Source organism: Pseudomonas sp. 3-2 (assembly GCF_019710535.1).
Lineage (GTDB): Bacteria > Pseudomonadota > Gammaproteobacteria > Pseudomonadales > Pseudomonadaceae > Aquipseudomonas > Aquipseudomonas pharyngis.
This window is the reverse complement of record NZ_CP081200.1, coordinates 1,552,895-1,576,622: the sequence shown is the minus strand read 5'-3', so window position 1 is coordinate 1,576,622 and position 23,728 is coordinate 1,552,895. Positions and strand designations below refer to the sequence as shown.

The window sequence follows — 23,728 nt, the reverse complement described above, 5'->3', positions numbered from 1 at the left end:
TGGAGGCAAGGACTCTCAAAAAAGGACGCGACATGGCTACCACTGTGATCAATGCTTTTAACGAATTCCTACAAAATTCCGTTAATTTAGATCCCGAAGATACCAAAGCCGCTCGACTGGATAGAGATAATTTACGAAGCCGAATTCAAGGCCTACAGGCCACAGTCGATTATTTCCCATACCTTTATACTGACGCAGACATAAATTATGGGTCATTTTCGCGGCGGACCAAGAAAAGACCCCTTGATGACGTAGATATGTTTTTTTGTCTAATGGCGCAGGGAGCGACGTATAACGACTATGATCCAAACAACATCACGCTCAGCCTCACGGACACGTCCAGCAGGCTCTACCAGTACACAAAAGATGACAACAAAACGATAAGTTCAATAAAAATACTCAACAAACTCAAATCAAGTCTGGCAAATATCTACCATTATAGAAGCGCAGAGATAAACAGACGACAAGAAGTAGTATTACTAAATTTGGTTAACAAGGATTGGTCGTTCGATATTGTCCCATGTTTCCTTACCGTCGAGCAGTTTGGAAAGAATTTTTACATCATCCCTAACGGTAGCGGTGATTGGAAAAAAGCCGATCCACGCGTCGACAAAAATCGGACAGCCTCAATCAACCAACAAAACAATGGTAATTTACTTAACGTAATCAGAACGGTGAAATTCTGGAATAGCCGTTCGACAATGCACACAATGGGTTCATACCTATTAGAAAATATTATCTTAAATTACTATCAAAACCGAACGGACTGTTCGCAGTTTGTGGACATGTCCTTACCAGCTATTTTCAATCATATCTCATCAGCTGTATATCAATACGTTGCAGATCCCAAAGGTTTTCAGGGCGATCTTAACACCCTTAGCTTCGAACAAAAAATAAGCATCAGCGCCCGAGCTAGTCTTGACTATCAGAGAGCTACTGAAGCGAGACGCTTAGAAACGGAGAAGGACCAAAAAGGGTCTATCAACAAATGGCGTGAAATTTTCGGCAGCGAATTTCCCACGTATGGGTAACAGTATGGCTATCAAAAATAAACAGAATACCCCTGAAAACATACAGAAAATTGCTGCTTTCAGGAGGCTATACTCTATAGCTAAGAAATACAACAACGGCTATATCATGCTCAACGTTGTGATGATGACCGTTTTAACATTCTTATCTATTGGGCTGAATTCAGAAGAGCTTGCAAAATATTTCAATTTCCAACAGCGCGACTATTCGAACTGGCTGGCCGTAGCATCAATCATTGTCCTAACCATAGATAAGCTGATTATTGGCGAAAAAATTGATTCAACAAGAGAGCTGGCTGCAAAAATTCAGGAAAAATTTGATAGGGAAATATTTAATCTTGGGTGGAATAGCGCCTTAGCTGGCTCACAGCCGAGAAGCGAAGACATTGTTAAACATGGCGAATGGTATCTCCGAAAACACACAGACGCGAAACTGCGAGATTGGTATGCCGTCAAAAGCGACGCAGTTCAACATAAATTTCAAATCCTGATATGTCAGAACTCTTCGCTCTATTGGGACGCCAGCTTGCGTAAAAAAATAAACTACATTGTGCTAATTTTCGGCATTCTGATATTCGCAGCAGCTCTTATATTGTGCTTTGCATTCGACCTTTCTGCATCAGCTATCGTTACGAATTTGACAGCTTTGCTTGGTCCAACCCTGGATTATGGCTACAACACCCTAAAAGAAAATAAAACCTCTATTTCCAATTCAGAACGGTTACTTGAGTGTCTAGACCAATCACTTACCAATGCGGCACAAAATCAAAACGATTCTGAAATTTACAAATCCATTGAAGCAATTCAAGACCAATTGTATGTAAAACGAAAAAGCGACTGGTTAATTCCTGATTTTTTCTACAAAATTTTGCGTAATCCTGATGAAAACATTATGCGCCTGACCACACGTCAACTTGAAGAAAGATTTAGGTAATTACCAATTTTCCTCTAATGAGCTTCTGACCTTTCCTTAGCACATTTTCATTTCACTTCAACGAGTGAGACTGTCCATAGCCGGTTGCAGGAGGCCAAGAGATGCATCCACTTTCAGAAGAAGCAGAAGCGCTACAGCACATGCTGGTCTCGCAGGCTACGGGCGGTAACGAGGACGACACCGCGTATCTGATGCTCAGGCGCACGATTCTCGACGACCCTACCCTTGCGACGATGGTCCCACGGTGCGTGAGCAGCTGCCGCAGCCTCAGTCAGTTTTGGCAGTTCATCAAGAACGAGTACGGCACCTATGCCGAACGCCGAACCTACTTGTGGGATGAATTTCGCCCATTGCTTGACTACGTAGAAAAAGGTGGATCGTCACCAGCAGACCACGTTGTCACTGGTGCAATCGAGCGGTTTGATTCCGAGCATGTGAGAGTCGCATGGACGAAATCACTGGAGCGCCGCACCACTGATCCAGAAGGCGCAATTACTATGGCGCGCACCCTTCTCGAATCGGTTTGCAAGCACATCCTAGAAGAAGCTGGGATCGACTATGACGATACCCCAGACCTCAACAAGCTTTACCGTCAAACGGCTGAATTGCTCAATCTTGCACCCTCACAACACACAGAAAAGGTATTCAAGCAGATCCTTGGCGGCTGCACGTCCGTAGTCGAAGGACTGGGGGCTTTGAGGAACCGCCTGAGCGATTCCCATGGCACAGGTAAAGCTGGCGTGAAACCAGCTCCAAGGCATGCTGAACTGGCTGTGAACCTGGCAGGCTCGCTTGCTCTATACCTGCTCGGCACATGGGAGGCTAAATCTACCAAACCCGTCTGATACCCGAGCAAAGGAGCCGTTCTGACTTTTTAGCAGAAGGTAAACGGCGCACGAACAAACGCGCAGCACCGGGAACAGATTTATTTTCTCTACGCAGGCAATACGATCCGCACGGCCCCTGTAGCCAAACACGCTTTCCCAACGCAAACAAAAAAGCCCCGCAGCTTCTCAGCTACGGGGCTTTTTCTATGTATGGCGGAGAGATAGGGATTCGAACCCTAGGTACCGGTGAAGGTACAACGGATTTCGAATCCGTCCCATTCGGCCACTCTGGCATCTCTCCAACGGCGCGCATCATAACAACACTTTCGCTGAATGGGAAACCCCCAGACGAAATTTTTTCCGTGCTATCAGATGCTTGCGTCGATTAAAGCGGTACGCCCAGACGGTTGGCGACTTCTTCGTAGGCTTCGATGACGTCACCGAGGCCCTGACGGAAGCGGTCCTTGTCCATCTTCTTCTTTGTGTCCTTGTCCCACAGACGGCAGCCGTCCGGGCTGAACTCGTCACCCAGGACGATGGAGCCGTCGCTGAACACGCCGAATTCCAGCTTGAAGTCCACCAGCAACAGGCCTGCGTCGTCGAACAGTTTGCTCAGGACTTCGTTGACCTTGAGCGACAGTTCTTTCATGCGCGCCAGTTGCTCGGCGGTGCCCCAACCGAACGCCACGACGTGGGATTCGTTGATGAACGGGTCGCCCTTGGCGTCGTCCTTCAGGAACAGTTCGAAGGTGTACGGGTTGAGCTTCATGCCCTCCTCGACGCCCAGACGCTTGACCAGGCTACCGGCGGCGTAGTTACGCACGACGCACTCGACCGGGATCATGTCGAGTTTTTTCACCAGCACTTCGTTGTCGGCCAGCAGTTTGTCGAATTGGGTCGGAATGCCGGCCGCTTCGAGTTTCTGCATGATGAAGGCGTTGAACTTGTTGTTCACCATGCCTTTGCGGTCGAGCTGCTCGATGCGCTTGCCGTCGAACGCCGAAGTGTCGTTGCGAAACAGCAGGATCAAGCGGTCAGCGTCGTCGGTCTTGTAAACCGATTTGGCTTTGCCGCGGTAGAGTTCTTCACGTTTTTCCATGATGGGCTCCGCTTGCTAAGTAGATGGGCTAGGCGATGTGGCGCCAGTCGAGCCCTGAATCTTGATCGGCCAGTTGCAGCCAGTCCGGGTCGCACCCGAGGGTGTCGACAAAACATTGCCGGGCCAGCTGCGGCAGGTTGTTCTTGCTGCTCAGATGGGCCAGGACCAGGTGTTGCAGGCCTTGCCAGCCCAACTCGGCCACCAGGAATGCCGCCTGATGGTTGTTCAAATGTCCTAGCTCGCCGCCGACCCGCTGCTTGAGAAAGTACGGGTAATGACCACGGGCCAACATGTCGCGACAATGGTTGGACTCGATCATCAACGCATCGAGATCCCGATAGCCGTCCAGCACCCGCTCGCAGTATGAACCCAGGTCGGTCAGCAGGCCGAAGCGCCGCTGCTCTTGATCGCTGAATACGTACTGGGTCGGTTCCTGTGCATCATGGGCCACGGCAATGACCCCGATGTTCAGAGCACCGATCTGCAACTGCTCGCCACCGGTCACGAAACCGGCAGGTTCAATCGGTTTGCGCATCCCGCGCAGTGTGCCGCGACTGAGGTAGACAGGCAGATTGTAGCGCCGAGACAGCAAACCCACGCCATGCACGTGGTCGGCATGTTCGTGGGTTACGAGTATCGCGCTCAGTTGCGCCGGGGTCACACCCAGGCGCAACAGGCGTTTTTCGGTTTCCCGCAGGGAAAAACCACAATCAACCAGCACATACGTATCAGCACTGGCGATCAGCGTGCCGTTCCCTTGGCTACCGCTGCCGAGAACGGCAAAACGCATTGGATCAGCCCAGGTTGTCCTGAATCACGCTCAACACTTTGCGGGCCACATCGGCTGGCGCAACGGTGTTGATGTTTTTCTCGACGGTCACCTGAACGTTCTCGCCGACCTTGCTCAGGCGAACCTGATAACGCTCGGCGCGGGCTTCAACTTCTTCCTTGGTCGGCGCGCTGCCGAACAGGCTGCTGAAGAAACCAGGCTTCTCGTCTTTCTTCTCGGCCTTCTCGGACAAGTTGATGTAGTAGAGACCCAGGCTTCGGTTGATGTCTTCAACGCGCCATTCGCCCTGCTCCAGCGCACGACCGACGCTCGACCAGGCACGATCCAGGTCCGTACCGACGTTCAGTACCGGGTTGCCGCTGCCGTCTTCGCTCAGGCTGACACGGCTCGGGGTATCGAAATCACGCGAAGCCAGCATCGACACCGAACCACCCTTCTCGGAGGTACGGCTCATGCTCGCGAGCATGTCGTCGACCAGCGCGGCGTCGAGGCCGGTGTTGACCGAACGGTTGGTGAAATCGACATTGGCGGTGCTGCCGGCAGGACGCTCGGCGCTGACCACATAGACTTCACTGGTGTTGCGCTGCACGCCCGGCTCAATGCGCACCCGCACGCGGGTTTCGCTGTCGGTGCTGACGCCGGCGGCGCTCAGGCGCTTGGCCATGGCGGCGGACAGTTCGTCGGAATGCTGCCAGGTGGTGGTGAATTCGCCGGTTTGCGGGCGCTGTTCATCCAGACGGAAACCGTTGTCCTGGAAGTACTGCACCGCCACTGGCCAGACTTCGGCCGGTGGATGCTGGGCCATGACCCAACGCGAATCACCGCTCTTCTGCAGCGAGTAGTCGCTGGCGTCGGCCACGGTCGACAGTGGTTGAGGACGCGGAACGATGTACTCACCCTTGGCGGTGTCGTCGGCCACGTTGCGCGGGATCGGCAGCAGCGGATCCAGGCGCTTGGAGGTGCTGACGTCCGGTGGCAGTTGCATCGGTGCAGTCTGTTGCGCTTCCAGGTAATCGCTACCACGGTCACGGAAATAACCTTCCGGGCCCCAGACCCATCCGCAGCCACTGGTGCTGGAGATAATCAAGGCAAGTGCGGAAAGTCCGGCCATTCGCTTCATGCGTTGTACTTCCTCAATTAAACCAGGACGCTGCACTGGCGCAGGGCCGAGCGCAACGTTTCATGACAAGGTGTGCTCAGCCAGGTCAGCGGCAGGCGGATGCCTTCGTGCATCAGGCCCATTTCGACCAAAGCCCACTTCACCGGAATCGGGTTGGCTTCGATGAACAGGTCCTTGTGCAGCGGCATCAGTTTTTCGTTGATGGCCCGTGCGGTCTCGGCGTCGCCCTTGAGCGCGGCCTCACACAGGTCGGCCATTTCGCGCGGGGCGACGTTGGCGGTGACGGAGATGTTGCCTTTACCGCCCAGCAGAATCAGCTCGACTGCGGTCGGATCATCGCCGGACAGCACGATGAAGTCCTTGCTCACACCGTCGATGATCGCCTTGGCGCGCTTCAGGTCGCCGGTCGCTTCCTTGATGCCGATGATGTTCGGCACGGTGGACAGGCGGATCACGGTCTCGGCCTGCATGTCGCAGGAGGTGCGGCCAGGAACGTTGTAGAGAATCTGTGGGATGTCGACCGCTTCGGCGATGTGCTTGAAGTGCTGGTACAGGCCTTCCTGGGTCGGCTTGTTGTAGTACGGAACGACCAACAGGCAGGCATCGGCACCGGCTTCTTTGGCATTGCGGGTCAGCTCGACCGCTTCGCGGGTCGAGTTGGCGCCAGTACCGGCGATCACCGGAATACGACCGGCAACCTGTTTGACCACGGCTTTGATGACGGCGATGTGTTCTTCTACATCAAGGGTTGCCGACTCGCCGGTGGTGCCGACCGCGACAATGGCATGGGTGCCGTTCTTGAGATGGAAGTCCACGAGTTTGCTGAGGCTGTCCCAGTCAAGACGCCCTTGTGCATCCATGGGTGTGACCAGTGCCACCATACTGCCCGCAATCATGAAACCGCTCCTGCCGGAAAAAGAGAGCGGTAATGGTACTGGCGCCAAGATGCTTGCACAAGCGAAGTACTGTGCCGCCATTCCCCTTGGCGCCGCTTTTCGCTACCCTTCAGACTTTGATCGGTACTGATCAGCTTGTACGCCGGGTTCCAGTCTCCCGTTTCGGCCTCCCAGGCCCCGTTCCAGTGTCGTTGCCGTACGCTTGCTTGTTCATGGAGCCGTAGCGCCACACGAATCGGGTCTTCCGGACAGGCATTGCCCCGGCAATCAACGCCCTCTCCCTACCGACCGCTCATCGCTTTAGGAATGCTGCATGTCCACCCCCACAGTTCGCGAACAATTCCTTGTCATCAGTGCCCTCGGCGCCAATCCCATGGAGCTGACCAACGTCCTGTGCCGCGCCAGCCATGAAAACCGCTGTGCGGTCGTCACCTCGCGCCTGACCCGCCACGGCGAGTGCAGCGCGCTGGTGCTCGAAGTCTCCGGCAGCTGGGACGCCCTGGCCCGCCTGGAAGGCAGCCTGCCAGTGCTGGCCAAGCGTCATGCGTTCACCGTCAATGTGGTGCGCAGCGCCGCCCTGGAAAATCGTCCGCAAGCCCTGCCGTACGTAGCTTACGTGTCTTCGGCGTACCGTCCGGACATCATCAACGAGCTGTGCCAGTTCTTCATGGATCACAACGTCGAGCTGGAAAACCTGACCTGCGATACCTATCAGGCACCGCAGACCGGCGGCACCATGCTCAACGCCACGTTCACCGTGACCCTGCCGGCCGGCACCCAGATCAGTTGGCTGCGGGACCAGTTCCTGGATTTCGCCGACGCCATGAACCTGGATGCACTGATCGAACCGTGGCGCCCACAGAACCCAATGTAAGGAAGCTTTCATGGCCGTTGTCATCGACCAACCGGTTACGGATTTCGAAGCACCTGCCACCAGCGGGCAGACTGTCAGCCTGTCGGCCCTCAAGGGCAAGCAAGTGGTGATCTACTTCTATCCGAAGGACAGCACCCCGGGCTGCACCACCGAAGGCCAGGGCTTTCGTGATCAATACGCAGCATTCAAGGCTGCCAACACGGAAATCTTCGGCATTTCCCGCGACAGCCTGAAGTCCCACGAGAACTTCAAGTGCAAGCAGGAGTTTCCGTTCGAGCTGATCAGCGACAAGGACGAGGCCGTCTGCCAACTGTTCGACGTGATCAAGCTGAAAAAACTCTACGGCAAGGAATACCTGGGCGTTGATCGCAGCACGTTCCTGATCGACAAGAACGGCGTACTGCGTCAGGAATGGCGCGGCGTGAAAGTGCCAGGACATGTGGATGCAGTGCTGGCTGCTGCTCAGGCGCTGAACAAGGCCTGATATTTCTGCGTCGACTTCACTGACGCCTTCGCGAGCAAGCCCGCTGCCACAGTTGACCGAGGTCTAATGTGGGAGCGGGCTTGCTCGCGACGGGGCCATAAGACTCAACGAATAATCCGCTTTCTAGAGCAGTGGCGCCACCACCGGCTCCTTGCGCGGCCAGGCATCAAGCACAGCCTTGAACAACGTCGCCAGCGGAATCGCGAAGAACACTCCCCAGAATCCCCACAACCCGCCGAACAACAGCACCGCGCAGATGATTGCCACCGGGTGCAGGTTGACCGCCTCGGAAAACAGCAACGGCACCAGCACGTTGCCGTCCAGGGTCTGGATGATCCCGTAGACCGCCATCAAATAGATGAACTGATCGCTCCAGCCCCACTGGAACAGCGCAATCAGCAGCACCGGCACGGTCACCACCACGGCGCCGACATACGGCACCACCACCGACACGCCCACCAGTAACGCCAACAGTGCTGCGTAGTTCAATCCGAGGGCGACGAAGGCGATGTAGGTCACGCCGCCACAAATCACGATCTCGATGACCTTGCCGCGAATGTAGTTGGCGATCTGCCGGTTCATTTCCTCGGCGACCCGAGTGATCAGTGCCCGCTCTCGTGGCAAATAGCCGCGCACCCACTCGCCGATCATCGCCCGGTCCTTGAGGAAGAAGAACACCAGGATCGGCACCAGCACCAAATAGATCATGATGTTCACCAGCAGCGGCAGGCTCGACAGCGAGAACGTCAACGCCCACTGGCCGAACTTGCCGATCTCGCCTCGCGCCGCTTCGATCGCTTGCAGCACCTGCTCATCGGAGACCAGATGCGGATAGCGCTCGGGCAGCAACAACAGCAGCGATTGCCACTTGGCGAGCATCCCCGGCAATTCATTGAACAGCGTGATCAACTGATGCCAGAGCAGCGGCAGCACCACGACGATGAACACCATCAGCACGCCCATGAACAGTGCAAACACCAGACCGACCGCCGCCCCACCGGGCACGCGCAGACGTTCAAGCGTGAGCACCAGCCCCTGCATCAGATACGCCAGCACCATCCCGGCCAGCACCGGCGCGAGCATTCCGCCAAGCGTCAGTACCGCGGTGAAGGCGAGAAACAGCAGCACCGCCAGCACCACGGCTTCTTCATCGGAGAAGTAGCGCTGAATCCAGTCGCGCAACACTTTGAACATCAATTTTCCTTAGGTCATTTACGCGGTCGGTTTCAGGCTTTTTTCAGCCAGTAACGGTAGACACCCGCCTCGTCCTCTTCACGCAGCAGCGTATGACCGGCCAATTTGGCAAAGGTGCGAAAGTCGCGTTGCGAGCCAGCATCCGTGGCAATCACCTTGAGTACTGCGCCACTGGGCAGCTTGTTCAGCTCCATTTTGGCCTTGAGCAACGGCAACGGACAATTCAGGCCACTGGCGTCCAGTTCACAGTCATGGGCTACAGCGTCGGTCATGCGTCACTCCGGATCAGGTGGTCAGGCTGCCTAGAATATCTGGTCGCAGGCCCGGTGTCCGGCTACAGTAAGGTCTTTGTCGATTAAGGCTTTGTGCATGACATTTCTGCGCCCTACCCTGCTGACGCTCGCTTGCCTGCTCGCCTCACCGGGCTTCGCCGACGACCTGCCGTCACTCGGTGACGCCAGCTCTGCCATCGTCTCGCCACAACAGGAATATCAACTGGGTCGCGCCTGGCTGGCATTGCTGCGCAGCCAGGTTTCGCAGCTCAACGATCCACAACTCAAGGACTACGTCGAGTCCAGCGTCTACAAGCTGGTGGAAACCAGCCAGGTCAATGACCGACGCCTGGAATTCATCCTGATCAACAGCCCGCAGCTCAACGCCTTCGCGGCACCAGGCGGGATTGTCGGGGTCAACGGCGGCCTGTTCCTCAATGCCCAGACCGAGGGCGAATATGCCTCGGTACTGGCCCACGAACTGGCTCACTTGTCCCAGCGCCACTTCGCCCGTGGCGTCGAGGCTTCGCAGCGGATGCAGGTGCCAATGATGGCGGCGCTGCTGGCCGGCATCGTGATCGCCGCTGCCGGCGCCGGTGACGCCGGCATTGCAGCAATAGCCGGTACCCAAGCCGCGGCGATCCAGGAACAACGGCGTTTCTCGCGCCAGAACGAACAGGAAGCCGACCGCATCGGCATCCTCAACCTGGAAAAGGCCGGCTACGATCCGCGCTCGATGCCGACCATGTTCGAGCGTTTGATGCGCCAGTATCGCTTTGATGCCAAACCGCCGGAATTCCTGCTGACTCACCCGGTCACCGAATCGCGGATCGCCGACACCCGCAACCGCGCCGAGCAGGCAAAACCCGGCGGTATCGAAGACAGCAAGCGCTATCAACTGATCCGCGCGCGGGTGCAGTTGACCTACGAAGAAACGCCGGGGCTCGGCGCCAAGCGCTTTCGCGCGCAACTGGACGATAATCCGAACAACGATGTGGCCCGTTACGGATTGGCGATCGCCCAGATCAAGGGCGGTCAGTTGAATGAAGCCCGAGAGAATCTCAAGCAACTGCTGGCCAAATCGCCGAACGAGATCATCTACAACCTGGCGCAGGTCGATCTGGACATCACCAACAACAAGCTGGCCGATGCCCAGTCCCGGGTTGACCGGATGCTCGGTCAGTACCCCGGCAATTACCCGCTGAATCAGGTGCGCGTCGATCTGCTGCTGAAACAGAACCGTACCGCCGATGCAGAGAAAGCGCTGGAGGGCTTGTTGAAATCGCGTCCGGACGATCCGGACGTCTGGTATCAGGTCGCAGAAACTCGCGGGCTGTCCGGCAACATAATTGGCCTGCATCAGGCCCGTGCCGAGTATTTCGCGCTGGTCGGCGATTACCGCCAGGCGATCCAGCAATTGGACTTCGCCAAGCGCAAGGCCGGCAGCAACTTCCCGCTGTCCTCACGCATCGATGCCCGCCAGCGCGAACTGATGGAGCAGGAGCGCATGGTAAAGGACATGATGGGTTAAGCTCGCGCCGAGACAAATTCCGGACACAAAAAAACCGCCTCTTTCGAGGCGGTTTTTTTACTTCTTAGATAACTGGATCATTCAGCCAGTTTGAAGGTGATGAAGCTGGCACGACCCTGACGCAGAACGCGCATCGACACCGAACGGTTTTTCGGCAGCGCCTTGGCGATCTCGGCGAACTCCTTCGAAGAGCCAATGGCTTGGTTGTTCAGGTGCGTGATGATGTCGCCCGGTTGCAGACCGATCAGGGCCGCAGGACCGTCCTGCACCTCCTTGATTACCACACCACCTTTCAGGTCGTAGGTTTTCTTCTGCTCGGCGGTCAGTTCGGCGACCGATACACCCAGGCGATTGCTGTTGGTCTCGGCACCGGATTTGGGCAGCGCATCCAGCTCCTTGTCTTCGTCCGGGATGGCGCCGACAGTCAGCTCGACATTCTTGCGTTTGCCGTCACGAATCACTTCGAGATTGGCTTTGGCGCCGGCCTTCAACGCACCCACCAGATGTGGCAGGTCAGCGGACATGACGATCGGTTGACCGTTCATGCTCAGGATTACGTCACCCACTTGCAGGCCGCCCTTGGCAGCCGGGCCGTCATCCTGAATCTGTGCAACCAGCGCACCGGCCGGTTTGTCCAGACCGAACGACTCGGCCAGATCCTTGTTCACTTCCTGGATGACGACGCCCAACCAGCCACGACTGACCTTGCCACCGCTTTTCAGCTGGTTGGAAACGTCCATGGCCACGTCGATCGGAATGGCGAACGACACGCCCATGAAGCCACCGGAACGGGTGTAGATCTGCGAGTTGATCCCGACCACTTCACCGTTCAGGTTGAACAGCGGGCCACCGGAGTTGCCCGGGTTGATCGGCACGTCGGTCTGGATGAATGGCACATAGTTTTCGTTCGGCAGGCTGCGGCCGACGGCGCTGACAATGCCTTGGGTCACGGTGTGGTCAAAGCCGAATGGCGAACCGATTGCCACGACCCACTGGCCGGCTTTCAGATCCTGAGATTTGCCAAGCTTCAGCACTGGCAGATCCTTGCCTTCGATTTTCAGCAGCGCGACGTCGGAACGTGGGTCGGTGCCGATCAGTTTGGCCTTCATTTCACTGCGATCTGCCAGACGCACTAGGATTTCGTCGGCATCGGCGATCACGTGGTTGTTGGTCAGAATGTAGCCATCCGGCGAAATGATGAAGCCCGAACCCAACGATTGCGCTTCACGCTGGCGATCACCACGCGGAGAACGCTGTTGCGGCGGCATGCCGCGCTCAAAGAACTCGCGCAGCATCGGTGGCAAGCCTTCAAGGTCAGGCATCTGCTGGTTCACTTTGCGATCCGGCAGCTTTTGCGTGGTACTGATATTCACCACCGCAGGCGAGGCCTGTTCGACCAGTTGGGTGAAATCAGGCAGGCTGGCCGGGCTGACCGCTTCAGCCGCCATGGCTGCAGGAACAGCCTGACCGAGCACCAGCACCGTGGCGAAAATGGAGAGATAAGACTTCAAGCTTGGTATCGACATACAGCTCCCGTTACGACGAGCAGGGTTAAGCGATATGGAGCAAGGAACACCGGGAACCACAGGCCGGCATTTTTGTTCCGGGAACAACAAACAAGGCCAGAGCCGAGAGGCTCTGACCTATAAAAAATTTTTGGCTGTTTTGCAAATGAAAATGCTCAGCAAACATTTCACGTCTCGAAGACGAAGTGGAGATAGCTGGAATCAGCTCACTGCTTGCTGGTTGCAGCGCCATCATTGCGCATCGACAGGGCAATCCGTTCGGCGGTCCCGATTGGAATCTCGCCAACTACCGTAACCATCATTTCGCCTTGAGGCGTAGTCAAACGGCGGGATACGGCAACGGTCGGGCCCAACTGAGTCCGGGTATCGGTGACGGTTGCGCCGTTCAGCGGCTCGAGAAACACGGAGAAGCGGGCAAGACCATCGTCATACATCAGGCTGTTGACCTGGGTCTTGGTTTCCGGGTCCTTGTGCGAGGAGCTGCTGGTGAGCTCGAAGCCAGGAGGCAGCCAGTCGGAACGCCAGACCTGTGCGGTCTTGACCGCAGAAGCCTTGTCGCTGTCGAGGGTGACTGTCTTGCAATCGGAATTGGCTTGCAGATCTTTGTCGGATGGAGTTTCAGAGGTATCCAGTCGCGTGAACTGGAATCTCTCGAGTAACTGCCCCTTGTCGTTCAACAGCAGCGACTTGAGCGGCAGACCCGTTTCCTTGTCCAGATGCAGTTCGAAACCGTAGCGGTGCTGATCCCGTGGCGTCAGCGATACGATCACCGCTTCACGCCCGGCCACACGCGACTTGCCAATGACGGCAAGCTCATACCAGTTCTTCAGCTTTTGAGGATCGAGAGGCCGAGCGGCGGAATTGGGAGAATCTCCCAGACCCGCAATCAGGGTGCCGCTGACGCATTGAGTATGTCCATCAATGCGCACGACTTCCTGAGCCGAACCATCGAGCTGAAGCAAACGCTCGCGGACCTGGCCATTCTGGACGCGATGCCAGATGTTGTGGGTAGAAAAACTACCGTTACGCTCGTAAACGAATGTGCCGTGAAAGCTTTGCTGCTGCTCGGCCTGGCCCAGGCGGGTCAACCAGTCCTGAGCCTCGTCGGCGTGGGCTGGAACAATGAACCAGCCGCTGAGCAGAAGCGAAAGTAGAGGTATGGCGCGCATGATCCCCCTTAACGGTTTTCCAGGCTTGCTGCACGTGCATAAGGCAGCGCGCTCTCGGTGCCTTTCAAGGCAGCCTGTTGAGCGTGTTGACGCAGGTAACCTGGCAGACGCTGATCGTGCCAGCCTGGCTGACCTTGCAATACACCATTGGCCATTGGGCCAGTAGCTTCCGAACTCTCACTATAGCCTGCCAATACCGCCGGGCCTTTGACCTGAGGTGTGGCCAACACTGGCTGATTGGATTGCTGAGCGAGTTCGACGCCGGCGATTTCGTCCTGGTTGTACAGGCGAACACCCGCCAGAACGGCAACAGTCACCGAAGCGGCTACGGCCAGACGACCAAGGCTACGCCATGGGCCGCGGGACACCTTGGCAGGGGTCGCTTCGTCTTCCAACGCAGCAGAAACGGCCGCAGCGAGATCCAGACGTGGAAGCAACAAATCCTTGTGCATGGCTGCCCGAGCGATCTGGTAACGAGCCCAGGTTTCACGGGTTTCAACATCGTCCAGTGCATTGAGCACTCGACGCAATTCCAGTTCGTCCGCCTCGTTATCCATCACTGCGGACAGCGATTCCTGCAGGGCTTCACGACTCATGGCGTTCCTCTCTTGGCTGTCGCCGCTGTCTTTAGTTTTCCTGCAACAACGGCTGCAGGGCTTTATCGATGGCCTCCCGGGCGCGGAAAATCCGGGAGCGCACGGTACCAACCGGACATTGCATGACGCTCGCGATGTCCTCGTAACTCAGACCATCAAATTCGCGCAAAGTTAACGCTGTGCGCAAATCCTCCGGCAGTTGCTGAATGGTTCGATGGACGGTGCCTTCGATCTCATCCCGCAGTAATGCCCGTTCAGGAGACTCGAGATCTTTCAGGCCGTGATCGCCGTCATAGAACTCTGCATCTTCGGAACTTACATCGCTATCCGGCGGCCGGCGGCCGCGTGAAACCAGATAGTTCTTCGCCGTGTTAATGGCGATGCGGTACAGCCACGTATAAAACGCACTGTCGCCGCGGAAATTTCCAAGCGCTCGATACGCCTTGATAAAGGCTTCTTGTGCGACGTCCTGGGCTTCATGGGTGTCGTGCACAAAACGCACGATCAACCCGAGAATTTTGTGCTGATACTTCAGCACCAGCAGATCGAAAGCTCGCTTGTCGCCACGCTGAACGCGTTCGACCAGCTGCTGATCCTCTTCCTGGGTTAGCATGAACACTCCTCGATAAACTCGAAGGAGGCTTGCATGACCAAACGACCGGACTTGCAAACATAGACTCGGGCTTTTCGCAAAAGTTCTCCCCCTCCAAGCAAGTTTCCTGCGGGCTCTGATTTGGCACGCACGAAAAACGCAGCGCGGGATGAACCGGCTGCGCGAATAATCTTGTCATCGGCTCGCCGGCAAGAACCCAATCGCAGGTTCCGCATTGAAGCCGACACTGTCCCTTGTTTCGGGCAACTGTCTATTGATCTTGAGCCTCTGGCAAAAGTTCCAAATATTTATAGACGTGCCGCGCCGACATTGTGCAACCGTGAGCGGAAAAAGCGTGTTTCATCTGCGATACAGTCGCTTTTCCCCAAAACCGGTGAAGAAAACTTCCCGACAAAGCGTCCGTATATTTCCGTCACGGTAGTTTCACAATGCCATATCGGCCCGGCTATTGTGCCGCCCAACCCCTCTATATACTAGTGGGCTGTGTGGCTGTCTCGACTCGCCCATTCGCCTGTCCTGCGCCAACCCCGACCCGGGTCGCTTTGAGCGGAATCCTGAAATGAGCCAACAGTTTCAACACGATGTCCTGGTGATTGGCAGCGGCGCTGCCGGTTTGAGTCTCGCGCTGACCCTGCCCGGTCACTTGCGCATCGCCGTACTGAGCAAAGGCGACCTCGCCAACGGCTCGACCTATTGGGCCCAGGGTGGCGTCGCGGCCGTGCTGGACGACACCGACACCGTCGAATCCCATGTCGATGACACCTTGAATGCCGGCGGCGGCCTGTGCCACGAAGACGCGGTGCGTTTCACCGTCGAGCACAGCAAGGAAGCGATCCAGTGGTTGATCGATCAAGGCGTACCCTTCACTCGCGACGATCAGTCCGGCACTGAAGACGGCGGTTTCGAATTTCACCTGACCCGCGAAGGCGGCCACAGCCATCGCCGCATCATCCACGCCGCCGACGCCACCGGCGCCGCGATTTTCACGACCCTGCTGGCCCAGGCCAAAGAACGCCCGAACATCGAGTTGCTCGAACAGCGGGTAGCGGTCGATCTGATTACCGAACGCCGGCTGGGGCTGGAGGGCGAACGTTGCCTGGGCGCCTACGTGCTCAACCGCAAAACCGGCGAAGTCGATACCTTCGGCGCACGCTTCGTGATCCTGGCGTCCGGCGGCGCTGCCAAAGTCTATCTATATACAAGCAACCCCGACGGCGCCTGCGGTGATGGCATCGCCATGGCGTGGCGTTCGGGCTGCCGGGTGGCGAACCTGGAGTTCAACCAGTTCCACCCCACCTGCCTCTATCATCCACAAGCCAAGAGTTTTCTGGTAACTGAAGCTCTGCGTGGCGAAGGCGCCCATTTGAAGTTGCCGAATGGCGAACGCTTCATGCAGCGCTTCGACTCACGTGCAGAACTGGCGCCACGGGACATCGTCGCCCGCGCCATTGACCATGAGATGAAGCGTCTGGGTGTCGATTGCGTCTACCTCGACATCAGCCACAAACCCGAAGCCTTCATCAAATCGCACTTCCCGACCGTCTACGAGCGCTGCCTCGGATTCGGCATCGACATCACCAAACAACCGATCCCGGTCGTCCCGGCCGCGCATTACACCTGCGGCGGCGTGATGGTCGATCAACAGGGCCGCACCGATGTGCCCGGCCTGTACGCCATCGGCGAAACCAGCTTCACCGGTCTGCACGGTGCCAACCGCATGGCCAGCAACTCGCTGCTCGAATGCTTCGTCTACGCCCGCTCGGCAGCGGCGGACATTCTCGAGCAACTTCCCGATGTGGCGATTCCACACGCCCTGCCGGCCTGGGACGCCAGCCAGGTGACCGACTCCGACGAAGACGTGATCATCGCCCACAACTGGGACGAATTGCGGCGTTTCATGTGGGACTACGTGGGCATCGTGCGCACCAACAAGCGCCTGCAACGGGCACAGCATCGGGTGCGTCTGCTGCTGGACGAAATCGACGAGTTCTACAGCAACTATAAAGTCAGTCGCGATCTGATCGAGCTGCGCAACCTGGCGCAAGTGGCGGAACTGATGATCCGTTCGGCCATGGAACGCAAGGAAAGCCGAGGCCTGCATTACACCCTCGACTACCCGAACCTGCTGCCCGAAGCGCTCGACACTATTCTGGTGCCGCCCACCTACGCCGGCTGAACTTCAGGCGAACCCGCAGGCGCCGGTGCAGATCCGCCGCCTGTGCATCCCGCGGCACGCAGATCGATCTGACTCGCCGCTCACCACGCAATCGAAAGCGCAGCACCACGATCAGCGGCAGCGCCAGGCTGTCCGGGCGCAATTGCACCGCTTGCCAGCCATCGGCCCGGTTCCACAATTGCCAGCCATCGGCGTCCCGGCGCAATCGGCAAAATGCCTTGGGATGACTCAGCAGAATCTGCCGTGGCAACACCCAGGCCGCATGGCCGAGACACGCGAACGCCCCGAGCAAAACGGTCCAGAACGGAATCGACAATAGAAACAGAGAACCCAGCGCGAATGCCTGGGCCAGCAGATACGCCGCCAGCAACTGCCGTGAGGCATGCCAGCGGCACTCGAACGTATTACTTGGGCTGGACACGGTCCAGAATCATGCGAACCATGCGTTGCAGCTCGGGATCTTCCGATTCGCTGCGCTCCATGAACCAACCGAACATGTCCTGATCCTCGCACTCGAGCAGGCGGACATACAGCGCGCGATCCACCTCGTTCAGATTGGCGTAGACCTCTTTCACGAACGGCACCAGCAACACGTCGAGTTCCAGCATGCCGCGACGGCTGTGCCAAAAGAGGCGATTCAGTTCAACTTGTTCGACCATGGAGCCCTCCTCAAATAGGCCGCAAGTATACAGGCCCGAAGCGGCCCGAACAGTCGGCTTTGGTCGGGCACCATAGATCCTTTATGAACTACCCATTTCAACACCACCCCCTTATGATGTGCCCCAGTCTATTTACCCTGCGATGACCCATGGCCGATTCTGCTTTTTTCTGCACCCTGTCTCATGAAGGCGTTCTCGCGGTTCGCGGCGCGGATGCCGGCAAATTCCTGCAAGGCCAGTTGACCTGCAACATCAATTACCTGAGCGATACCCAAGCCAGCCTCGGCGCCCGCTGCACGCAGAAAGGCCGGATGCAGTCGAGCTTCCGCATCGTGCTGGAAGGCGACGGCGTGCTGCTGGCGATGGCGGGTGAACTGCTGGAGCCGCAACTGGCGGACCTGAAAAAGTACGCGGTGTTCTCCAAATCGAAACTGACCGACGAAAGCGCCTCCTGGGTGCGCTTCGGCCTCGATCATGACAATGCGGCCCTGAGCAACCTGGGTCTGGAACTGCCGGCAGAAACCGACAGCGTGGCCCGCCACGAAGGGCTGATCGCAATTCGCGTCTCCCCGAACCGTGCCGAACTCTGGGTGCCCGCCGATCAGGCCGACACCGTCAAAGGCAAACTGTCCGCGCAATTGAGCGAAGGCGAACTGAATCAATGGCTGCTGGGCCAGATTCGCGCCGGGATCGGTCAGGTCATGCCGAGCACCCGCGAGCTGTTCATCCCGCAGATGCTCAATCTGCAAGCCGTCGGCGGCGTGAGCTTCAAGAAAGGCTGCTACACCGGCCAGGAAATCGTCGCGCGCATGCAATACCTGGGCAAACTCAAGCGTCGCCTGTATCGCGTGCAACTGGACGCTGCTGAGTTGCCGGAGCCCGGCACCGCGCTGTTCGCCCCGAGCCACGGCAGTTCCATCGGCGAAGTGGTGCTGGCCGCCCGTACCGAAAAGAATATTGAACTGCTGGCGGTGTTGCAGGCCGAAGCTGCCGAAGCGGGCGACTTGCATCTGGGCTCGGCCGAAGGTCCGGCGCTGCACTTGCTCGACCTGCCATACGAACTGGATCGCGACCGCGAAATCCAGCGTTGATCGCAGCATTTGTTGCAACACCCTAGAGAAACGACATGAGTGAGCTGGCGGATAAGGTCCAACAGGATTTGGTTGAGGCCATCGATAACGATGACCTGGTTCTGCCAACGTTACCGGAAGTGGCCCTGCAGATTCGCAAGGCCGCGGAAGATCCGGACATCAGCGTCAGCGACCTGAGCAAAGTGATCGGCCGTGACACGGCGCTGTCGGCGCGTCTGATCAAAGTGGTCAACAGCCCGCTGCTGCGCGCCACCCAGGAAGTCACCGACCTGCACACCGCCATCACCCGGCTCGGCGTCAACTACAGCAGCAACCTGGCGATCGGTCTGGTGATGGAGCAGATCTTCCACGCCCGCTCCGACGTGGTCGAACAGAAGATGCGCGAAGTCTGGCGCAAAAGCCTGGAGATCGCCGGCGTCAGCTACGCCCTCTGCCGCCGTTACACCCAGCTCAAGCCCGACCAGGCTGCGCTCGGTGGACTGGTTCATCAGATCGGCGTGCTGCCGATCCTGACCTACGCCGAAGACCACTACGAATTGCTGTCCGACCCGGTCAGCCTCAATCATGTGATCGATCACATTCACCCGTTGCTCGGCGACAAATTGCTGCGGGTCTGGGAGTTTCCGGAGCGCCTGGTGGAGCTGCCGGGGCTGTATCAGGACCTCAAGCGCGAATCGCAGCACATCGATTACGTCGACATCGTGCAAGTGGCCAGCCTGTATTGCCACAAGGACACCAACCATCCGTTGGCCCGCATCGATCCGTTCAGCGTGCCGGCGTTCCGCAAGCTTGGTATCGATCCGGAAAACAAGGCGCTGTGCGCCGATCTGGAAGAATCGCGGTCGATGTTCTACTGATCACCGGCGACAAAACTCACCCGTACCTTCAAACCCGCCTGCTCACCATCGTGCAGACTGATCTGCGCCAGATGCGCGCGGCAGATTTCCCCGACAATCGCCAACCCCAGCCCGGAACCGGCCACCTGCTGGTTGCGCCGGTAAAAACGCTCGAAAACCCGATCCCGCTCTTCGAGCGGAATGCCCGGCCCATCGTCTTCAACCTCCAGCACCGCCGGCGCCCTGACCCGCAGAATCACGTTGCCGCCCGGCGGCGTGTGGGCCAGCGCGTTGTCCACCAGATTGCTCAGCAACTCGTTGAGCAATGTCGGCTCGCCACGCAGCCATACCGGCTCGTCCGCTTCCAGCGCAAGCGCGACACCCCGCGCATGGGCCAGTGGAGCCATGGCCATGCCCAGTTCTCGCGCCAACTGACTCAGATCGAGCAACTGCGCACCGCCCTCGGCAATCGCCCGGGCGCCGTTTTCCACTCGAGCCAGCGACAGCAACTGATTGGCCAGATGGGTCAGGCGATCCGTGCTTTGTGCCGAGGATTCCAGCGTTTCGCGCCAGGTCTGCGGCTCGTTCGAGCGCAAGCCCAGTTCAAGTCGCGCCTTGAGCGCCGCCAGTGGCGTGCGCAGCTCATGGGCTGCATCGGCGATGAATTGCGCCTGCCGCTCGAACTGGCCACGCAGGCGTTCGGTGAAATGGTTGAGCGCACGCACCAGCGGCGACAACTCATGCTGGACCTCCACCAGCGGCAACGGACGCAAGTCGTCAGGTTGGCGCTCTTCCACTGCCGTGCGCAGACGTTCGATCGGCCGTAGCGCAGCACTCACTGCAAACCACACCAGCAACAGCGCGCCAATCGCCAACATGCCCAGCCGCAGCAAGGTATCTGCCGCCAGACTGCGGGCCATGCTGACGCGCGCCTCATCGGTTTCGGCAACGCGGATTTCAGCCATGCCGTTCATGTTCGGCTCGCTGACCGCTTTGAGCAGGCTGACCACACGCACGTTCTGGCCCTGATATTTCGCGTCGTAAAACCGCGCCAGGGCGGGATAACTGTCGGTTCTCGGCGTGCCCGGCGGCGGGCCCGGCAGATTTTCGTAGCCGGAAATCAACTTCTGGTTGATGTCGTTGACCTGGTAATAGATGCGCCCGGCGCTGTCGTAAGCGAAGGTATCGAGCGCCACGTACGGCACATCGGCACTGAGACTGCCATCGCGCTGCGACAGACCGGCAGCAATGGTCCGCGCCGAGGCCAGCAGCGTGCGGTCGTAGGCGGTGTCGGCGGCTTCGCGACCGTTCCAGTACGCACTCAATCCGCTGGCGAGCATCAACACCACCAGCAGCAGCGCGAGGTTCCACAGCAGCCGCCAGCGCAGGCTGCTGGGCTTATGCATCGCGGCTTTCCAGCAAATAGCCCAGACCGCGAAACGTCACGATGGCCACCGAATGGCCGTCGAGCTTCTTGCGCAGGCGGTGCACGTAGATTTCGATGGCATCGGGGCTGGCCTCTTCGTCGAGACCGAACACCTGCGCAGCCAGTTGCTCCTTGCTCATCACTCGACCCGGACGGGCGATCAGCGCTTCGAGCACCGCTTGTTCGCGAGAAGTCAGCGTCAGCAATTCATCGCCGAGGGTGAAGCGTCGGGTGTCGAGGTCATAGGCCAGCACACCGCAGCGCTGCTGGCGTTCGCCGCCAAGCACACTGCGGCGCAGCAACGCCTTGACCCGTGCTTCGAGCTCGGTGAGTTCGAACGGCTTGGCCAGGTAGTCATCGGCGCCGAGATTGAGCCCATGGACCCGATCCTTGACGTCACTGCGGGCCGTCAGCATCAGCACCGGCAGATTCTTGCCCCGGGCCCGCAGGCGCGCCAGCACCTCAAAACCGTCCATGCGCGGCAGACCGACATCGAGGATCGCCACCGCGTACTCCTCGCTGCCCAGGGCCAGGTCGGCAGCCACGCCGTCGTGCAAGACGTCCACGGTCAGACCGGTGCTCTTGAGCGCCTGGGCGACGCTTTCGGCCAGCGGCAAATGGTCTTCGACGAGCAGGACACGCATGGATCTCTACCTCATTCAGGGATGGCCGACGCCATTCTTTGCGGCGGAGTTTACAGCCGCAACCGCCACTGTGAAGCCCGAAAACACGCGAAAGAATACTGAAAGGTTAGCGAAAGGTTGGGCCGTTAGAGTCGTTTCACCGAAGGTCCCGACTGCCGACCTTCGCCGTTTTGCCTGTTCATACACCGTAGTTTCAAAACGTAGCTCTCGAAAAACGCCTCGATGCGTTTTCGCCAATAAGAACAATAACGAGGTACTGCACCATGCTGTCCACACAGCTTCAGGTTGACCCGTTTCATTCTTCCTTTCGAATTTCCCCGTTTTCGCTTGTCAGCGCCATCGTCGGCTGCGCGGCGTTCAACCCGTCCGGGTCTGAGCCTGTTAGCCTGCGCGCGCGAAACCGCCGCACCTGAAACATCCCCAAAAACAACAACTCCCGTGGAGACACTCATGAACCGATCCCTGCGCCGTTTCGCCCTCGCTGCCGGTTGCGTGCTGTTCGCCGGCCAACTGATGGCCGAACCGAAACGCCCCGAATGCATTGCCCCGGCCTCCCCCGGTGGCGGTTTCGACCTGACCTGCAAACTGGCGCAAAGCGCGCTGGTCAACGAAAAACTGCTGACCAAACCGATGCGCGTGACCTACATGCCCGGTGGCGTCGGTGCGGTGGCGTACAACGCCGTTGTGGCGCAGCGTCCGGCCGATGCCGGCACGCTGGTGGCGTGGTCCAGCGGATCGCTGTTGAACCTGGCCCAGGGCAAGTTCGGTCGGTTCGATGAAACCAACGTGCGCTGGCTGGCGGCAGTCGGCACCAGCTACGGCGCCATCGCGGTGAAAAGCGATTCGCCCTACAAAACCCTCGATGATCTCGTGCAGGCGCTGAAGAAAGATCCGAGTTCCGTGGTCATTGGCTCCGGCGGCACCGTTGGCAGCCAGGACTGGATGCAGACTGCGCTGATCGCCAAAGCCGCCGGGATCAACCCGCGCGACCTGCGCTACGTCGCCCTCGAAGGGGGCGGCGAGATCGCCACCGCCCTGCTCGGCGGTCATATCCAGGTCGGCAGTACCGACATTTCCGACTCCATGCCGCATATCCAGAGCGGCGACATGCGCCTGCTGGCCGTGTTTGCCGAGAAACGCCTGGACGAGCCGGAAATGAAGGACATCCCTACCGCGCGCGAGCAAGGCTACGACATCGTCTGGCCAGTGGTGCGCGGTTTCTACCTCGGGCCAAAAGTCAGCGATGAAGACTACGCCTGGTGGAAAGACTCCTTCGACAAACTCCTGGCCTCCGACGACTTCGCCAAGCTGCGCGATCAGCGTGAGCTGTTCCCGTTCGCCATGACCGGTCCCGAGCTGGACACCTACGTCAAGAAACAGGTGGCGGACTACAAGGTGCTGGCCAAAGAGTTCGGCCTGATTCAGTGATCGTCTCTGTCTAGCGTCCATGGCCCTCTCACCGGGGCCATGGCAGGAGTTCCCTCATGCTTATTCAACGCATTTTTGCCTCGGTGCTGTTGCTGGCCTGTGCCGGCCTGGCACTGATGGCGTGGCCGTATCAGGCGGCTTTTTCCTACGAACCGGTGGGCCCTCGGGCGTTTCCATTGCTGATGCTCGGCCTGATGGGCCTGGCGCTGCTGTACATGGTGTTCCGCCCGGCACCGATCAAACACAGCGAGGACGAACCGCCGCTGGATCGCGAAACCCTGACCAAGATCGCGATCTGCGTCGCCTTGCTGCTGGTGTTCGCCGGTTTGTTCGAACCGCTGGGCTTCATCCTCAGCAGCATTCTGATCGGCATCCCGATGGCGCGCCTGTATGGCGGGCGCTGGGTGCCCAGCGTCATTGTCACGACGCTGATGGCGATTGGTTTGTACGTGTTGTTCGACCGCGTGATGGACGTTCCGCTGCCCCTCGGCCTGCTCGACGTTCTGGAGAACTGA

Annotated in this window: 25 protein-coding genes and 1 tRNA gene; 11 read left to right on the top strand and 15 right to left on the bottom strand. The window is 58.3% G+C overall.

The annotated features are described in order from the left end of the window. Positions 1–32: 32 nt before the first annotated feature. From K3819_RS07115 to K3819_RS07105, 3 genes are all read left to right on the top strand, one after another. On the top strand, positions 33–1,031 hold the full coding sequence (locus K3819_RS07115; RefSeq protein ID WP_221398914.1) for an SMODS domain-containing nucleotidyltransferase: 999 nt from the start codon (positions 33–35) through the stop codon (positions 1,029–1,031). 4 nt (positions 1,032–1,035) lie between these two features. Next, positions 1,036–1,962 carry an S-4TM family putative pore-forming effector gene (locus tag K3819_RS07110; protein ID WP_221398913.1) on the top strand — a complete coding sequence of 309 codons (927 nt, stop codon included), beginning with the start codon at positions 1,036–1,038 and terminating at the stop codon, positions 1,960–1,962. 101 nt (positions 1,963–2,063) lie between these two features. After that, positions 2,064–2,807 carry an abortive infection family protein gene (locus K3819_RS07105; protein WP_221398912.1) on the top strand — a complete coding sequence of 248 codons (744 nt, stop codon included), beginning with the start codon at positions 2,064–2,066 and terminating at the stop codon, positions 2,805–2,807. Positions 2,808–3,000: 193 nt separating this feature from the next. Here K3819_RS07105 and K3819_RS07100 read toward each other — a convergent pair. The 5 genes from K3819_RS07100 to dapA form a co-directional block, all read right to left on the bottom strand. Then, positions 3,001–3,090 (bottom strand) — tRNA-Ser (locus K3819_RS07100). Positions 3,091–3,174: 84 nt separating this feature from the next. Next, positions 3,175–3,888 carry a phosphoribosylaminoimidazolesuccinocarboxamide synthase gene (purC, locus tag K3819_RS07095; RefSeq protein ID WP_007958019.1) on the bottom strand — a complete coding sequence of 238 codons (714 nt, stop codon included), beginning with the start codon at positions 3,886–3,888 and terminating at the stop codon, positions 3,175–3,177. A 28-nt stretch (positions 3,889–3,916) separates the two neighbouring features. Continuing rightward, positions 3,917–4,678: an MBL fold metallo-hydrolase gene (locus K3819_RS07090; protein WP_221398911.1), complete on the bottom strand. Its 762-nt coding sequence runs from the start codon at positions 4,676–4,678 to the stop codon at positions 3,917–3,919. A gap of 4 nt (positions 4,679–4,682) precedes the next feature. Continuing rightward, positions 4,683–5,798: an outer membrane protein assembly factor BamC gene (gene bamC, locus K3819_RS07085; protein WP_064383102.1), complete on the bottom strand. Its 1,116-nt coding sequence runs from the start codon at positions 5,796–5,798 to the stop codon at positions 4,683–4,685. Positions 5,799–5,815: 17 nt separating this feature from the next. Next, positions 5,816–6,694 (bottom strand): 4-hydroxy-tetrahydrodipicolinate synthase, encoded by an 879-nt coding sequence (gene dapA / locus K3819_RS07080; protein WP_085747220.1) that lies wholly within the window; start codon positions 6,692–6,694, stop codon positions 5,816–5,818. A gap of 313 nt (positions 6,695–7,007) precedes the next feature. Here dapA and K3819_RS07075 point away from each other — a divergent pair, with 313 nt between their 5' ends. Next, positions 7,008–7,568, top strand: a complete 561-nt coding sequence (locus K3819_RS07075) for a glycine cleavage system protein R (RefSeq protein ID WP_007958014.1) — start codon at positions 7,008–7,010, stop codon at positions 7,566–7,568. Positions 7,569–7,578: 10 nt separating this feature from the next. Continuing rightward, on the top strand, positions 7,579–8,052 hold the full coding sequence (locus K3819_RS07070) for a peroxiredoxin (protein ID WP_064594118.1): 474 nt from the start codon (positions 7,579–7,581) through the stop codon (positions 8,050–8,052). A gap of 123 nt (positions 8,053–8,175) precedes the next feature. Here K3819_RS07070 and K3819_RS07065 read toward each other — a convergent pair whose 3' ends face one another. Both K3819_RS07065 and K3819_RS07060 read right to left on the bottom strand, forming a co-directional pair. Beyond that, positions 8,176–9,246: an AI-2E family transporter gene (locus K3819_RS07065; protein ID WP_039772670.1), complete on the bottom strand. Its 1,071-nt coding sequence runs from the start codon at positions 9,244–9,246 to the stop codon at positions 8,176–8,178. A gap of 32 nt (positions 9,247–9,278) precedes the next feature. After that, on the bottom strand, positions 9,279–9,518 hold the full coding sequence (locus K3819_RS07060; protein ID WP_007958011.1) for a sulfurtransferase TusA family protein: 240 nt from the start codon (positions 9,516–9,518) through the stop codon (positions 9,279–9,281). Positions 9,519–9,615: 97 nt separating this feature from the next. On the opposite strand from K3819_RS07060, the gene K3819_RS07055 reads away from it, so the two are divergent. Then, positions 9,616–11,049, top strand: a complete 1,434-nt coding sequence (locus tag K3819_RS07055; protein ID WP_085611612.1) for a M48 family metalloprotease — start codon at positions 9,616–9,618, stop codon at positions 11,047–11,049. 77 nt (positions 11,050–11,126) lie between these two features. Here K3819_RS07055 and K3819_RS07050 read toward each other — a convergent pair whose 3' ends face one another. The 4 genes from K3819_RS07050 to rpoE form a co-directional block, all read right to left on the bottom strand. After that, on the bottom strand, positions 11,127–12,497 hold the full coding sequence (locus K3819_RS07050; RefSeq protein ID WP_236189711.1) for a DegQ family serine endoprotease: 1,371 nt from the start codon (positions 12,495–12,497) through the stop codon (positions 11,127–11,129). Positions 12,498–12,781: 284 nt separating this feature from the next. Then, positions 12,782–13,744, bottom strand: a complete 963-nt coding sequence (locus K3819_RS07045; RefSeq protein WP_221398910.1) for a MucB/RseB C-terminal domain-containing protein — start codon at positions 13,742–13,744, stop codon at positions 12,782–12,784. Between the two features lie 8 nt (positions 13,745–13,752). Then, positions 13,753–14,340 (bottom strand): sigma-E factor negative regulatory protein, encoded by a 588-nt coding sequence (locus tag K3819_RS07040; protein ID WP_039772679.1) that lies wholly within the window; start codon positions 14,338–14,340, stop codon positions 13,753–13,755. 31 nt (positions 14,341–14,371) lie between these two features. Continuing rightward, the gene (gene rpoE, locus K3819_RS07035; RefSeq protein WP_003172477.1) at positions 14,372–14,953 is read right to left on the bottom strand and encodes an RNA polymerase sigma factor RpoE; all 582 of its coding nucleotides are present in this window, start codon (positions 14,951–14,953) and stop codon (positions 14,372–14,374) included. 559 nt (positions 14,954–15,512) lie between these two features. On the opposite strand from rpoE, the gene nadB reads away from it, so the two are divergent. After that, complete coding sequence (gene nadB, locus K3819_RS07030; protein ID WP_064594112.1) at positions 15,513–17,129, top strand: L-aspartate oxidase; 1,617 nt, start codon at positions 15,513–15,515, stop codon at positions 17,127–17,129. On the opposite strand, the gene K3819_RS07025 is transcribed toward nadB, so the two are convergent. Beyond that, a complete protein-coding gene (locus K3819_RS07025; RefSeq protein ID WP_064594109.1) occupies positions 17,098–17,550 on the bottom strand; it encodes a protein YgfX in 453 nt (150 codons plus the stop codon). The two genes, nadB and K3819_RS07025, sit on opposite strands and share 32 nt — an antisense overlap. Then, a complete protein-coding gene (locus tag K3819_RS07020; RefSeq protein ID WP_007957989.1) occupies positions 17,534–17,788 on the bottom strand; it encodes a succinate dehydrogenase assembly factor 2 in 255 nt (84 codons plus the stop codon). Before K3819_RS07020 ends, K3819_RS07025 begins: the two co-directional genes overlap by 17 nt. A 149-nt stretch (positions 17,789–17,937) precedes the next feature. Here K3819_RS07020 and K3819_RS07015 point away from each other — a divergent pair, with 149 nt between their 5' ends. After that, positions 17,938–18,879: a folate-binding protein YgfZ gene (locus K3819_RS07015; protein ID WP_085611614.1), complete on the top strand. Its 942-nt coding sequence runs from the start codon at positions 17,938–17,940 to the stop codon at positions 18,877–18,879. Positions 18,880–18,914: 35 nt separating this feature from the next. Next, positions 18,915–19,736: an HDOD domain-containing protein gene (locus K3819_RS07010; protein ID WP_221398909.1), complete on the top strand. Its 822-nt coding sequence runs from the start codon at positions 18,915–18,917 to the stop codon at positions 19,734–19,736. On the opposite strand, the gene K3819_RS07005 is transcribed toward K3819_RS07010, so the two are convergent. Both K3819_RS07005 and K3819_RS07000 read right to left on the bottom strand, forming a co-directional pair. Continuing rightward, positions 19,730–21,121 (bottom strand): sensor histidine kinase, encoded by a 1,392-nt coding sequence (locus K3819_RS07005; protein ID WP_064594105.1) that lies wholly within the window; start codon positions 21,119–21,121, stop codon positions 19,730–19,732. The two genes, K3819_RS07010 and K3819_RS07005, sit on opposite strands and share 7 nt — an antisense overlap. Next, positions 21,114–21,785 carry a response regulator gene (locus tag K3819_RS07000; RefSeq protein WP_007957980.1) on the bottom strand — a complete coding sequence of 224 codons (672 nt, stop codon included), beginning with the start codon at positions 21,783–21,785 and terminating at the stop codon, positions 21,114–21,116. Before K3819_RS07000 ends, K3819_RS07005 begins: the two co-directional genes overlap by 8 nt. Positions 21,786–22,235: 450 nt before the next feature. On the opposite strand from K3819_RS07000, the gene K3819_RS06995 reads away from it, so the two are divergent. Further along, complete coding sequence (locus K3819_RS06995) at positions 22,236–23,213, top strand: tripartite tricarboxylate transporter substrate binding protein (protein WP_039772690.1); 978 nt, start codon at positions 22,236–22,238, stop codon at positions 23,211–23,213. Between the two features lie 56 nt (positions 23,214–23,269). After that, positions 23,270–23,728 carry a tripartite tricarboxylate transporter TctB family protein gene (locus K3819_RS06990; RefSeq protein ID WP_039772692.1) on the top strand — a complete coding sequence of 153 codons (459 nt, stop codon included), beginning with the start codon at positions 23,270–23,272 and terminating at the stop codon, positions 23,726–23,728.

Bases quoted from the DNA above. Each gene is read 5' to 3' on its own strand.
- K3819_RS07060 (WP_007958011.1), bottom strand. From the start codon at position 9,518: ATGACCGACGCTGTAGCCCATGACTGTGAACTGGACGCCAGTGGCCTG.
- K3819_RS07020 (WP_007957989.1), bottom strand. From the start codon at position 17,788: ATGGTCGAACAAGTTGAACTGAATCGCCTCTTTTGGCACAGCCGTCGC.
- rpoE (WP_003172477.1), bottom strand. From the start codon at position 14,953: ATGCTAACCCAGGAAGAGGATCAGCAGCTGGTCGAACGCGTTCAGCGT.
- K3819_RS07075 (WP_007958014.1), top strand. From the start codon at position 7,008: ATGTCCACCCCCACAGTTCGCGAACAATTCCTTGTCATCAGTGCCCTC.
- dapA (WP_085747220.1), bottom strand. From the start codon at position 6,694: ATGATTGCGGGCAGTATGGTGGCACTGGTCACACCCATGGATGCACAA.
- K3819_RS07070 (WP_064594118.1), top strand. From the start codon at position 7,579: ATGGCCGTTGTCATCGACCAACCGGTTACGGATTTCGAAGCACCTGCC.
- K3819_RS07050 (WP_236189711.1), bottom strand. From the start codon at position 12,497: ATGGCGGCTGAAGCGGTCAGCCCGGCCAGCCTGCCTGATTTCACCCAA.
- K3819_RS07090 (WP_221398911.1), bottom strand. From the start codon at position 4,678: ATGCGTTTTGCCGTTCTCGGCAGCGGTAGCCAAGGGAACGGCACGCTG.
- bamC (WP_064383102.1), bottom strand. From the start codon at position 5,798: ATGAAGCGAATGGCCGGACTTTCCGCACTTGCCTTGATTATCTCCAGC.
- K3819_RS07065 (WP_039772670.1), bottom strand. From the start codon at position 9,246: ATGTTCAAAGTGTTGCGCGACTGGATTCAGCGCTACTTCTCCGATGAA.
- K3819_RS07010 (WP_221398909.1), top strand. From the start codon at position 18,915: ATGAGTGAGCTGGCGGATAAGGTCCAACAGGATTTGGTTGAGGCCATC.
- K3819_RS07055 (WP_085611612.1), top strand. From the start codon at position 9,616: ATGACATTTCTGCGCCCTACCCTGCTGACGCTCGCTTGCCTGCTCGCC.
- nadB (WP_064594112.1), top strand. From the start codon at position 15,513: ATGAGCCAACAGTTTCAACACGATGTCCTGGTGATTGGCAGCGGCGCT.
- K3819_RS07005 (WP_064594105.1), bottom strand. From the start codon at position 21,121: ATGCATAAGCCCAGCAGCCTGCGCTGGCGGCTGCTGTGGAACCTCGCG.
- K3819_RS07105 (WP_221398912.1), top strand. From the start codon at position 2,064: ATGCATCCACTTTCAGAAGAAGCAGAAGCGCTACAGCACATGCTGGTC.
- purC (WP_007958019.1), bottom strand. From the start codon at position 3,888: ATGGAAAAACGTGAAGAACTCTACCGCGGCAAAGCCAAATCGGTTTAC.
- K3819_RS06995 (WP_039772690.1), top strand. From the start codon at position 22,236: ATGAACCGATCCCTGCGCCGTTTCGCCCTCGCTGCCGGTTGCGTGCTG.
- K3819_RS07015 (WP_085611614.1), top strand. From the start codon at position 17,938: ATGGCCGATTCTGCTTTTTTCTGCACCCTGTCTCATGAAGGCGTTCTC.
- K3819_RS07000 (WP_007957980.1), bottom strand. From the start codon at position 21,785: ATGCGTGTCCTGCTCGTCGAAGACCATTTGCCGCTGGCCGAAAGCGTC.
- K3819_RS07045 (WP_221398910.1), bottom strand. From the start codon at position 13,744: ATGCGCGCCATACCTCTACTTTCGCTTCTGCTCAGCGGCTGGTTCATT.
- K3819_RS06990 (WP_039772692.1), top strand. From the start codon at position 23,270: ATGCTTATTCAACGCATTTTTGCCTCGGTGCTGTTGCTGGCCTGTGCC.
- K3819_RS07110 (WP_221398913.1), top strand. From the start codon at position 1,036: ATGGCTATCAAAAATAAACAGAATACCCCTGAAAACATACAGAAAATT.
- K3819_RS07115 (WP_221398914.1), top strand. From the start codon at position 33: ATGGCTACCACTGTGATCAATGCTTTTAACGAATTCCTACAAAATTCC.
- K3819_RS07040 (WP_039772679.1), bottom strand. From the start codon at position 14,340: ATGAGTCGTGAAGCCCTGCAGGAATCGCTGTCCGCAGTGATGGATAAC.